Below are 11652 nucleotides of genomic sequence, written 5' to 3'. Positions count from 1 at the left end.
CGTGTTACTTGCCGATGCAGAAACTGGAGAAGATCCTTCCCAGCAGATCATCGGCACTCATCTGCCCGGTGATCTCGCCCAGTGCGTCATGGGCCAGCCGCAGTTCCTCGGCGGCCAGTTCCAGGTGCTCATTCGCCAGCTCGCCATCGGCGCGCTGCGCGTGTTCCTGCGCTCGCTCGATGGCATGCACATGGCGCGTGCGCGCGGAGAACTCGCCGTCCACCTGCTCCCCTGCCCCGCCCGAGGCAATCGAACGCAGGCGCGCATGCAGGTCGTCCAGCCCGGCGCCGGTGGCTGCCGAAACGAACACGCGGTCCGGGTCGTCCAGCGCCGGCAGCACACCGAGCAGGTCCGACTTGTTGTGGATGTAGATCTTGTGCGGCACCGCTGCCACGGCATCACCCAGCGCCGCCTGCCCGGCCGCCGGATCGCGCGCATCCAGCACGATCAGCGCCAGGTCGGTGCGCTCGATTTCCACGTGCGCGCGGCGCATGCCTTCGCGTTCGATGGCATCGCCGCCGTCGCGCAGGCCGGCGGTGTCGACCAGGGTCAGCTCCAGGCCATCCAGGCGGATGGTCTCGCGCAGCGTGTCGCGGGTGGTGCCGGCGATGTCGGTAACGATGGCGCGTTCGCTGCCGGCCAGGGCGTTCAGCAGTGAGCTCTTGCCGGCATTCGGCGGACCGATCAGCACGGCATGCAGGCCATCGCGCAGGCGGCGGCCACGTTCGGCGTCGCGGCGCAGCAGGGCGAGATCACTGCGCGCCTGTTCCAGGCCACGCCGCACCTGCGCGCCACCGAGGGTATCCAGCGGTTCGTCGGCGAAGTCGATGGCCGCTTCCACGTGGATGCGCAGCAGCACCAGTTGCTCGATCACGGCGTCGATGCGCCGCGAGAACACACCATCCAGCGAACGTCGCGCGGCGCGTGCGGCGCGGTTGTCGCCGGCCGCGATCAGGTCGGCGATGGCCTCGGCCTGGGCCAGGTCGAGCTTGCCGTTGAGGAACGCGCGTTCGCTGAACTCGCCCGGCCGCGCCTGGCGCGCACCGAGCGCGATGCAGCGCGCGACCAGTTGCTGCAGCAGGACCGGACTGCCGTGGCCCTGCAGTTCCACCACCTCTTCGCCGGTGAAGCTGTTCGGTGCCGGGAACCACAGCACGATGCCATCGTCGATGACCTCGCCATCGGCGTCGCGCAGGCGTGCGTAGTGCGCATGGCGCGGGCGCAGTTCAGGCGCACCCAACGCGTTGGCGATGGCCGCGGCGCGCGGACCGGACAGGCGCAGCAGGCCGACACCGCCAGCGCCCGGAGCGCTGGCAATGGCCACGATGGTGTCGGTGCGGATCGTGTCGTTCATGGTTCAGAGTTTCTCCAGCTGCGCGCGTGCCTGCGCGGCACCACTGCCCTGCGGCTGCAGCGCCAGGTAGGTCGTGTAGGCCCGCTTCGCCTTGGCCTTGTCGCCGGCGTTGAAGTAGGCATCGCCCAGGTTGAGATAGGCCACCGCACGCGACGGATCGATCTTCAGCGTGTTCTCCAGCCAGCGCGCCGCTTCGACGTAGCGCTGCTGGCGGTAGTAGACGAAGCCGAGGTTGTTGGCGGCCTGGGCGAAGTCCGGACGCAGCTTCAGTGCCTCGGTGAACTGGGCTACCGCTTCGTCGTACTGCTTCTCGCGGTACAGCTGCAGGCCGCGGTCGTTGGCCTGCTGCGCGCGCTGGCGGTCGGACGCCGGGCCGGCGGAGGGCACTACCAGCTTGGCCTTGCCGCCCTGCAGGTCAGCCACCGTCACCGGTGCCTGGCTGCCCTTGGCCTCGCTGGCGGCCTCCACCTTGTTGTTCAGCGCGATCGCATCGGCGGTCAGCTGGCGCGTATCGGCATTGAGGAATTCCTGGCTGTCCGGCACCTGGAACACGAACTCGCCGCCCTGCGAACCCGGCAGGCTGCCGAAGGCCGGGGTCTGGTGCGAAACGGCTGAGACGGCCGGCGCCACGTAGGCGGCCAGCTCGGTACCGGTGATCAGGCCATCGCCGTTGAGATCGCCCTTGCCAGCCAGCGCCTGCAGCAGCACCCAGGTGAATACCGAGTGGCCATTCGGGCCGGCATCGGCCACCTGCTGGTCGGCACCACCGGCGGTCAGCATCTGCCGCGCGCTGCGACGCGCGTTCTCGCGCAGGAACGACGACGACGACGGGCCGCCACGGGTCAGGCCCAGGCCGCTGTAGCAGGCATCCATCACGAACATCACATGCTTGGCCTGCATGCTTTCTGCAATGTTCTGGATGTCGGTCATCGCAATCGCGTCGGTGGCGAATTCCTTCGGATCCGAATCGACCGGGATGATGTAGCCGAGGTCGCGCCCGGAGGCGAGCTGGCGGGTCGCGCCATGGCCAGCGAAGAATACGAACACGCGGTCGTTCTTCCCGGTGCGGTCATCGGCCAGGCGGTCGTGGAACGCGGCCAGGATGTTGTTGCGCGTGGCCTGCTCGTTCTTCAGCACGATCACCTGCGAGGACGGGAAGCCGAACTGCCCGGTGAGGGTATCGGCCACCGCCTGCGCGTCATGGCTGGCGTATTCCAGCTTCGGCCATTTGGCGTAGTTGTCGATGCCGACCACGATCGCCCACGACTTCTCGTAGCCGGTGGTGACGGTCGCGGCACCGGTATCGCCCTTGCGCACACGGGCGACAGTGAAGTCGCGGCCGTTCCAGCCGGCGAACTGGTAGCCATCGGCGATCAGCCGGTCGAGGATCTGCGGCAGTGCCTTCACTGCACGATCGTGGATATCGTGGAACAGGATGATGCCGCGCTGTTCCTTGTTCACCTGGTCCAGCACGCGCTGCACGATCGACTCTGGCACCGGGTCGGCCCAGTCCATCGAGTCGATGTTCCACATGATCGACTTCAGCCCGGCCTCGTTGAGCAGCTGCAGGCCTTCGGCATTGCGCGCACCATACGGGAAGCGGAACAGCGGCGCGCGCTTGCTGTCGACATCCTTCAGCAGCGTGTCGGTGTCCAGCACCTGCTGGCGCAGGGCGTCGCCGGTGGTGCGCGACAGCTGGGCGTGGGTCAGGCTGTGGTTGCCCACCGCATAGCCTTCTTCCATCAGGTTGCGGCTGATCTTCGCCATCGGGCCGAGGCTGACCTTGCCATCGGCCTCGACCTTGCCGAGGTTGCGGCCCACCTCGAAGAACACGCCCGGCAGGTCGTAGCGCTTGAGGATGGCCACCACTTCATCGGTGTAGGCCTTGTGCGGGCCATCGTCGAAGGTCAGCACCACCGTCTTGGCCGGCAGGTCGCGGCCGAAGATCTCACGGTCGCTGTCCTTCATCGACATCGGATACGGCTCGATCACCCCGTAGTCGCGCAGGATCGCTTCACGGCTGTAGTCCTTGTGCAGGTGGGCGATGTAGTCGTCCCACTTCTCGCGCTTCAGTTCGATGGCGCGAGTGCGCTCGAAGCGGCTGAAGATGCGGGTCAGTTCCTGGTTGTAGTTGCGCTCGATCTCATCGAGCGCTTCCAGATCCTCACCGATGCGCTGGTGCAGCTTCACCGCCGGCAGCGAGGAATCGGTGCCGACCCGCTCATGCAGGTCACGCAGCACTTCACGGAAGGCCAGGCGATCGGCGTCGAACAGTTCGGGCGCAGACTCGATGTAGTCCAGCACCGTGCCGAGGGTGGCAAAGCGCTGCGGGCTGGAATCGCGCAGCAGGGTGTCGAACTGCGCGGCGATGGTCGTGCGCTGTTCCAGGCCATCATGGAACAGCTGCTGGCCCACACGCGTGGAGGTGCCGCGGTCGGCGGTCGACTGCTGCTCCTCGTCGGCCAGCAGCACGATGATCCGGCGGTAGCCATCGAGTTGCTTCTGCAGCGCGGCCAGCAACGGCGCGGCGGCCGGATCGGCAGCGGCGGCGGCCTGCGCGCTGGGCTGGGTGACCGTGCTCGCCGGCACCTTCGCGTCCTTGTCGCCACAGCCCGCTACGGCCAGGGTCAACAGCAGCGAGGGCAGGAACAGGCGGAACGACGACGCACGCATGGCGGACTCGAAGATGGGAGGAACGGTATGCAGGCGATTCTAACGCCGCATGCGAAAAGCCCGCCTTGCGGCGGGCTTCTGCTGGGGTCGGCCGGCCAGTGGCCGGCTCTGCCGATTACTTCTTCTTGACCGGGGCCGGAGCGGTGGTGGCCGGGACCGGCTCGCCGCCATGGCGCTTGGTCATCCACCACTGCTGCAGCAGGCCCAGGCCGCCGTTGACCACCCAGTACAGGACCAGGCCGGACGGCATGAAGGCCATCATGACGCCGAACACCAGCGGCATGAACTGCATCATCTTCTGCTGCATCGGGTCCATGCCCGGTGCCGGGGTCAGCTTCTGGGTGAACCACATCACCGCCACGTTGATCACCGGCAGGATGAAGTACGGGTCGCGTGCAGTGAGGTCCTGGATCCAGCCGAACCAGGGCGCCTGGCGCAGTTCGACCGATTCCACCAGCACCCAGTACAGAGCGAAGAAGATCGGCATCTGGATGAGGATCGGCAGGCAGCCGCCCATCGGATTGATCTTTTCCTTCTTGTACAGCTCCATCATCGCGGTCTGGAACTTCTGGCGGTCATCGCCATAGCGTTCCTTCAGCTGCGCGATGCGCGGCTGGAAGCGACGCATCTTGGCACCGCTCTTGTACTGGGTCGCCGACAGCGGGTACAGCACCAGCTTCAGCAGCACCACCAGGCCGACGATCGCCCAGCCCCAGTTGCCGACCAGCTTGTGCACCTGGTTCAGCACCCAGAACAGGCCCTGGCCGATCACCGCCATCATCGAGAAGCGGCTGTAGTCGACCACGCGGTCCAGGCCCGGCACGTCTTCCTTGGCAATCAGGTTGACCAGCTTCGGGCCGACCCACAGGCGGGCTTCGGTGCTGGTGGACTGGCCCGGGGCCACGGTGAAGGCCGGGCCACGCGCTTCGATCAGGTCACGACCGGCCACCTGCGACAGTACGTAGTGTGCGGTCTGGTCCTTCTGCGGGATCCAGGCGGTGAAGAAGTGGTGCTGCAGCATCGCCAGCCAGCCGCCGGTGATGTTCTGGTTGAGCGTGCCGTCTTCCAGGTAGTCCTTGAACGCACGACGCTGGTACTTCTTGTCGTTGTCGTACCAGGTGGCACCGTTGAAGCTGAAGGAGTCCGGGTTGGTCATGCTCCGCGACAGGATGGTCGGGGTGCGGTCCAGGGTGCGGTAGACGTAGCCGTTCCACGGCGCGGCGCCGGCATTGCTGACTTCGTCCTTGAAGCGCACGGCATACTCGTTGCGCGAGACGGTCAGGGTGCGCTTGATGGTCACGCCGTTGTCGGCGGTCCACACGAACGGGATCTGCAGCTCGTTCTGGCCCTTGGCCAGCACGAAGTCCTTGGTGTCACCGACCAGCTTGAAGCCGTCGGCGCCGGGAACCGGGGTGTTCTTGTCTTCGCTGGCCCAGCCACTGATCGCGCTGTACGGATGCGCGGGGTCTTCGGTCAGCAGGCGAACCGGCGGGCTGCCTTCGTCCTTGGTCTGCGGGAACTGCAGCAGCTCGGCGTCGAGCACGCGGCCACCATCAAGCACCAGGCGCAGCACGTCGGTGGTGACGGTCACGCGCTGGCTGGCCGGGGTGGCACTGGCCTGCGCCTGCACAGCGGCCTGGCCCGGGGCGCCCGGGACCTGTGCACTGGGAATGCTGCCCGAGGCAGCGCCCGGAACACTCTGTGCGGCAGCCGGGGCCGACGTGGTCGTCGGTGGCGGGGTCGGAGCAGCCTTTTCACGGCTCCACTCCATCCACAGCAGCACGGCCACCATCAGCCAGGCAAAAATGAGGAATACGCGGGTCTGGTTCATCAGCGGACAGGCTCGGCGGGGCCGGGACGCGATGCCGGCTCGGTCAAAGAAGGAGTTGCGATGCCATCAGGCGGCGGCATTGTGCCGTCCACGCCCGGCGCGGGCAATGCACGCAGGCGACGCAGCAGGCGCAGGAAGGCCTGGCGGATCTCGTCGTTGCTGGCGGAACGCGCAGCACTACGGGCCACGACGACGAAGTCGCCTGGCTGGATATCGGTACGTGTCTGACGCAGGATGTCGCGCAGGACGCGCTTGATCCGGTTACGCCCAACGGCGTTCGGATCGACCTTGCGGGAAACCGCCAGACCCAGCCTGGCCGGCCGGTCAGCCGGCAGCCAGTGCAGGGTCATCAGCGGATCGGACACACGGCGGGCGCCGTTGAAGACCGTTGAGTATTCGGCACGCGTGCGAACCCGCGCAGAGCGAGGGAATCGCTTGCGCGGGTCTGCAGTATTCACTGTCGAAGGGATTGCGTCTGCCGCAGGGTGCGGCATGGCAATCAGGCGCTCAGGACTTTGCGGCCCTTGGCGCGGCGACGCGACAGGATCTTGCGGCCGTCAGCGGTCTTCATACGGGCACGGAAGCCGTGGTCGCGCTTACGCTTGAGGTTGCTGGGCTGGTAGGTGCGCTTCGTGGCCATTGGGGGCCTCTCGTATGAATGGGACGGAAAGAACCGGAAATTCTAGAGAGGTCTCCCCCCTCACGTCAACCCCTGAGGACTACGCGAATTCACCGGGCTGTGCAATAGCTGTGGATGTTTTTGTGAATAAGTAGGGGACAAGCATTCCGAAGGCGGGCGCTCGGTGGTAGTCTGAGCCATCCATTTCCCCCCTTTCCGGCCTGTGTTTGGGCGCCTTGTCGCGTCCATGCCCCGGCCACCGGACGATTATTGCTGATGGATGCCTGGTCCCGTAGTCTCGAGCGCCTCGAAGCGGAGTTCCCGCCGGAAGACGTTCATACCTGGTTGAAGCCGCTGCAGGCCGATCTGCGCGTGGACAGCCTGGTGCTGTATGCACCGAATGCCTTCATCGTCGACCAGGTCCGCGAGCTGTACCTGGCCCGGATCCGCGAACTGCTGGCTCACTTCGCCGGTTTCAGCGACGTTTTTCTTGAAATCGGCTCGCGCCCGCGCCCCGTGGAGGCGCAGAACGCGCCGGTTTCCACGTCGTCGGCGCCTGTGTCCAGCGAACCGCAGGTGCCGTTTGCCGGCAATCTGGACAATCACTACACCTTCGCCAACTTCGTCGAAGGGCGCAGCAACCAGCTGGGCCTGGCCGCTGCCTTCCAGGCAGCGCAGAAGCCGGGCGACCGGGCCCACAACCCGCTGCTGCTGTATGGAGGCACCGGCCTGGGCAAGACCCACCTGATGTTCGCCGCCGGCAACGCGATGCGCCAGGCCAATCCAGGCGCGAAGGTGCTGTACCTGCGTTCGGAACAGTTCTTCAGCGCCATGATCCGGGCCCTGCAGGAAAAGACCATGGATCAGTTCAAGCGCCAGTTCCAGCAGGTGGACGCGCTGTTGATCGATGACATCCAGTTCTTCGCCGGCAAGGACCGCACGCAGGAAGAGTTCTTCCACACCTTCAACGCGTTGTTCGATGGCAAGCAGCAGATCATCCTGACCTGTGACCGCTATCCGCGCGAGGTCGAAGGCCTGGAAGCGCGCCTGAAGTCGCGGCTTGCCTGGGGCCTGTCGGTCGCGATCGAACCGCCGGACTTCGAGACCCGCGCCGCGATCGTGCTGGCCAAGGCGCGCGAACGCGGTGCCGAGATTCCCGATGATGTTGCGTTCCTGATCGCCAAGAAGATGCGCTCCAACGTGCGCGACCTCGAGGGCGCGCTCAATACCCTGACCGCCCGCGCCAACTTCACCGGCCGCGCGATCACCACCGAATTCGCCCAGGAAACCCTGCGCGACCTGCTGCGCGCCCAGCAACAGGCGATCAGCATTCCCAACATCCAGAAAACCGTTGCCGACTACTACGGCCTGCAGATCAAGGATCTGCTGTCGAAGCGTCGGACCCGCTCGCTCGCTCGCCCCCGTCAGGTCGCCATGGCCCTGACCAAGGAACTGACCGAGCACAGCCTGCCCGAGATCGGCGACGCCTTTGCCGGTCGCGATCACACCACGGTGCTGCATGCCTGCCGCCAGATCCGGACCCTGATGGAAACCGACGGCAAGCTCCGCGAAGACTGGGACAAGCTGATCCGGAAGCTGAGCGAATGATGCACGGATGCCGATGAGGCGTCATCGCACAAAACGGTGCAGAATCCGGTAGCAAGCGCGGGACACGTTGTGGATAAAAATGGCGTCTGAAATCCCGTCGAATTTATCCACAGCTTTCCCCACCCCTTGGGGGTCGGTAATACAGAGGGTTTCGATGTCTGAAACTCCTTAATTTACAAAGACTTAGCATTGTTTTCCAGCGATTCTGTCTCTACCAGCACCACCAAGCTTTTGATTTATTCCACATTTTTTAAAGCATAGGGGCACGGAACCACATGCGTTTCACACTGCAGCGCGAAGCCTTTCTCAAGCCGTTGGCACAGGTCGTCAACGTGGTCGAACGCCGCCAGACCCTTCCGGTTCTGGCCAATTTCCTGGTCCAGGTGCAGAACGGCCAGCTGTCGCTGACCGGTACCGACCTGGAAGTGGAGATGGTGTCGCGGATCGCGGTTGAAGATGCCCAGGACGGTGAAACCACCATTCCCGCCCGCAAGCTGTTCGAGATCATCCGCGCCCTGCCCGATGGCAGCCGGATCACCGTCTCGCAGACCGGAGACAAGATCACCGTGCAGGCCGGTCGTAGCCGCTTCACCTTGGCAACCCTGCCCTCCAATGACTTCCCGTCGGTTGACGAAGTGGAAGCCACTGAGCGAGTGGCCATCGGCGAAGCGACCCTGAAGGAGCTCATCGAGCGCACCGCGTTCGCGATGGCGCAGCAGGACGTGCGCTATTACCTCAATGGCCTGCTGTTCGATCTGCGCGGTGACGCCCTGCGTACCGTTGCCACCGACGGCCACCGCCTGGCGCTGTGTGAAACCGACCTGGCCAAGCCTAGCGGTTCCAAGCGCCAGATCATCGTGCCGCGCAAGGGCGTGACCGAGCTGCAGCGCCTGCTGGAAAGCGGTGATCGCGAGATCGAGCTGGAAGTCGGCCGCAGCCACGTCCGCGTCAAGCGCGACGATGTCACCTTCACCTCCAAGCTGATCGACGGCCGCTTCCCGGATTACGAAGCGGTGATTCCGATCGGTGCCGACCGTGAAGTGAAGGTTGATCGTGAAGCGCTGCGCGCCTCGCTGCAGCGCGCTGCGATCCTGTCCAACGAGAAGTACCGCGGCATCCGCGTGGAAGTGTCGCCGGGCAACCTGAAGATCAGCGCGCACAACCCGGAGCAGGAGGAAGCCCAGGAAGAGATCGAAGCCGATACCACGGTCAGCGATCTCGCCATCGGCTTCAACGTGAACTACCTGCTGGATGCCCTCTCCGCCCTGCGGGATGAGGAAGTCATCATCCAGCTGCGCGACTCCAACTCCTCGGCGCTGGTGCGTGAGTCCAGCAGCGAGAAGTCGCGCCACGTGGTCATGCCGTTGCGTCTCTGACATCAGCCCGGTTCCACGTGGAACATAACGACGCCCGGGAAGCTCCCGGGCGTTTTTTTTTGCACGTTCCACGTGGATCATCGGGCCGACCCTTTCCAGCGTGTATTTCGGACGGAACGCATCTTCCTTGATGGACCCGGTTGCGTGCGCTTTGCTTCCCAGGCCCAACTACCGACGGGACGTTGAGTCGATGCCAGGGACTGCTTCCGAATCAAGTTTGATCGGGGCCGGTACCTGGAGTCTCAACGCAGTTGCTATGGGCCTGGCCTGGTCGGATGCCGAAGCGCATCCACGCTGCGGCGACAGTGCTCGCTGTTTCTGAAATCCTCTCTGTCCACAGGACTCATTCGGGGCAGATCGAGCCAAGCCTAGCTTCTAAATCTGGGTATAAATCTAAAGCATGGTGGTGATGGTAGAGCCAGATTTCGTGGAGAAATGTGTTATCTACATGATTTGAAAGGAATTTATGCGGGTGAAACCCCCTGTATAGAGGCGCCTCAGGCTGGGGGGGAACCTGTGGATAGTTTCCAGACCCAAGCAAAAGGGCTTTTTTATCCACAGATTGCCCATACCTTGTGTATAAGTCATACCGACCCGCTGTGGACAGCGTGAAACGAATGGGCCGGATTCTTTGAAATCTGTGGAACCTCCCAGGGCATCGGATCTCAGATTTGGAGGAATCCGGGCCCCCGCCCGCTCACCCGGCCGTGCAAGCGCTCATCAAACACCTGCGGCAGTGGTCCTGAAATCGTTGAAATCTGGCGGGCCACGCCCCGCAACCCTGTGCAGAATTGAAGGAATTTCAGCTGCGTCCGGAGCTGGAAACGGGCATGCCGGTGAACCGGCGCCACGTGGAACCCGCGATCAGTTGGTGCGCGGGAGCTTCTGCTCCGCGTCGATGCGGGTGCAGCACGTCCGGCTTGACCGATGCAGTAAGCTGATGGATTCCCTGTCCCTCTACCGCCTCGAGCGGATGGTCGTTCGCGCCCCATGCTTATCCGCCGCCTCGCCTTGCACCAACTGCGTCGCTTCAGTGCGGTGGATCTCTTGCCCCAGCCGGGGCTGAACCTGCTCACTGGCGACAACGGTGCCGGCAAGACCAGCGTGCTGGAGGCCCTGCATCTGATGGCCTATGGCCGCAGCTTCCGCGGCCGGGTCCGCGATGGGCTGGTACGCCAGGGCCAGGAGGCGCTGGAGATCTTCGTGGAATGGGACGAGCAGCGTGCCGACCACGCGCCGCATCGCCGAAAGGCCGGCCTGCGCCACAGTGGCCAGGACTGGAAGGGACGATTGGACGGTGAAGACGTGGCTCAGCTCGGCAACCTCTGCGCAGCGCTGGCGGTGGTGACGTTCGAGCCCGGCAGCCATGCGCTGGTCAGCGGCGGTGGCGAGCCCCGCCGTCGCTTCCTGGATTGGGGCTTGTTCCACGTGGAACCTGATTTCCTGTCCTTGTGGCGCCGCTATTCAAGGGCGCTGAAGCAGCGCAACGCCCTGCTCAAGCAGGGCGGCCCGTCGCGGATGCTGGACACCTGGGATCACGAGTTGGCTGAGGCCGGAGAGCCCCTTACCAGCCGGCGTCAGCACTACCTTGAGCGGCTGCAGCAGCGTGCCGTGGCGCTCGCGGCCAGTTTGGCACCGCAACTCGGTATCCAGGCACTGCAACTCAGTCCGGGCTGGCGTCGGCATGAGCTTCCCCTGGCAGATGCTCTGCTTCTGGCCCGGGATCGTGACCGCCAGGCCGGCTACACCTCGGTTGGGCCGCACCGGGCGGACTGGAGCGTGGATTTCCACAGCATTCCTGGTCGCGATGCACTGTCACGCGGTCAGGCCAAGCTCACCGCATTGGCGTGCCTGATGGCGCAGGCTGAGGACTATGCAGAACAGCGCGGCGAATGGCCGGTGATCGCACTGGACGATCTGGCCTCCGAACTGGATCGTACCCACCAGGCGCGGGTATTGGAGCGTCTGCTCACCGGCCCGGCGCAGATCTTCGTCACCGCTACTGAACCTCCGGCGGCCCTGCAGGGCCTGACCCAGATCGCCCGGTTCCACGTGGAACATGCACAGATCGTGGCTGTGCCATAGTGGGCACATCAGGGCCACTCGACCCCGGCTGGTATAATTCGGGTTGGAATCCTTTCATTCTCGGCACATCGCCCCAAGCGGTGTCCGACCTGCGGAGCCTACGGCA

8 protein-coding genes are annotated in these 11652 nt (G+C 64.7%); 3 read left to right on the top strand and 5 right to left on the bottom strand.

Annotated elements, in window-relative coordinates; genetic code table 11:
• Positions 1-4: 4 nt before the first annotated feature.
• The 5 genes from mnmE to rpmH all read right to left on the bottom strand — a co-directional run bounded on the left by mnmE (position 5) and on the right by rpmH (position 6498).
• Positions 5-1354, bottom strand: coding sequence for a tRNA uridine-5-carboxymethylaminomethyl(34) synthesis GTPase MnmE (mnmE, locus tag AC5P8U_RS13350; protein WP_072168767.1), 1350 nt, complete (start codon positions 1352-1354; stop codon positions 5-7).
• Positions 1355-1357: 3 nt separating this feature from the next.
• Positions 1358-4027, bottom strand: coding sequence for a polysaccharide deacetylase family protein (locus tag AC5P8U_RS13345; RefSeq protein ID WP_088496507.1), 2670 nt, complete (start codon positions 4025-4027; stop codon positions 1358-1360).
• Between the two features lie 115 nt (positions 4028-4142).
• Positions 4143-5858 carry a membrane protein insertase YidC gene (yidC, locus tag AC5P8U_RS13340; protein WP_072168769.1) on the bottom strand — a complete coding sequence of 572 codons (1716 nt, stop codon included), beginning with the start codon at positions 5856-5858 and terminating at the stop codon, positions 4143-4145.
• Positions 5858-6352 (bottom strand): ribonuclease P protein component, encoded by a 495-nt coding sequence (gene rnpA / locus AC5P8U_RS13335; RefSeq protein ID WP_072168770.1) that lies wholly within the window; start codon positions 6350-6352, stop codon positions 5858-5860. The genes yidC and rnpA overlap by 1 nt, the downstream gene beginning before the upstream one ends.
• A 5-nt stretch (positions 6353-6357) precedes the next feature.
• Positions 6358-6498, bottom strand: coding sequence for a 50S ribosomal protein L34 (gene rpmH, locus AC5P8U_RS13330; protein ID WP_005411729.1), 141 nt, complete (start codon positions 6496-6498; stop codon positions 6358-6360).
• A 255-nt stretch (positions 6499-6753) separates the two neighbouring features.
• On the opposite strand from rpmH, the gene dnaA reads away from it, so the two are divergent.
• From dnaA to recF, 3 genes are all read left to right on the top strand, one after another.
• On the top strand, positions 6754-8085 hold the full coding sequence (gene dnaA / locus AC5P8U_RS13325; protein ID WP_049417185.1) for a chromosomal replication initiator protein DnaA: 1332 nt from the start codon (positions 6754-6756) through the stop codon (positions 8083-8085).
• A 275-nt stretch (positions 8086-8360) separates the two neighbouring features.
• Complete coding sequence (gene dnaN / locus AC5P8U_RS13320) at positions 8361-9461, top strand: DNA polymerase III subunit beta (RefSeq protein ID WP_005411731.1); 1101 nt, start codon at positions 8361-8363, stop codon at positions 9459-9461.
• Between the two features lie 990 nt (positions 9462-10451).
• Positions 10452-11546 carry a DNA replication/repair protein RecF gene (gene recF, locus AC5P8U_RS13315; RefSeq protein WP_069138188.1) on the top strand — a complete coding sequence of 365 codons (1095 nt, stop codon included), beginning with the start codon at positions 10452-10454 and terminating at the stop codon, positions 11544-11546.
• Positions 11547-11652 lie beyond the last annotated feature (106 nt).

It is taken from the genome of Stenotrophomonas sp. YJH_SMC_81 (genome assembly GCF_059370875.1).
The sequence above is the reverse complement of the archived record's forward strand: the minus strand, read 5'-3'. Positions and strand labels throughout refer to the sequence as shown.